Genomic DNA, 403 nt, shown 5'->3' on the forward strand with positions numbered 1-403 from the left:
GTTGGAAGGCCGCGATGTTGGCATTGTTATCCTTAAGGGCAAACCCAGCCAACCTGATGAAGGTTTGAGCATCAGGAAAATGCCTGCGGAAATGCTCCTCCGCCACCCTGAGTGCATCGGCAGGGCTGAGCGGTTTCGCTTCAGCCAACGGCCGGTCGTCGAATTCATAGAGCACGACACCTTCACGGGCGAGATCGACGAAGAAGGCTTGGCCATCATGCAGAAAATTGCTGATCTCGCGTGCTCCATGCACGATGAGACCAACGGGTGTCTCGATCTCCTTGTCCCACATCAGCCGGTCGGTTGCCTTGTCCCAGTATTTCGGATCGGCCAGTTCCTTGTTGCTAACGATGACGAGAATATCGAAATCCGATCGATAGCCCTTTGACGTGTGCGGCTCATC

Annotated in this window: 1 pseudogene; it reads right to left on the minus strand. The window is 54.8% G+C overall.

The features are described from left to right. Nucleotides 1-403, minus strand: a pseudogene (locus AB4Z23_RS28790) (nucleotidyltransferase); the annotation flags it as partial.

Source organism: Agrobacterium sp. MCAB5 (assembly GCF_052114365.1).
Taxonomy (GTDB): domain Bacteria; phylum Pseudomonadota; class Alphaproteobacteria; order Rhizobiales; family Rhizobiaceae; genus Agrobacterium; species Agrobacterium tumefaciens.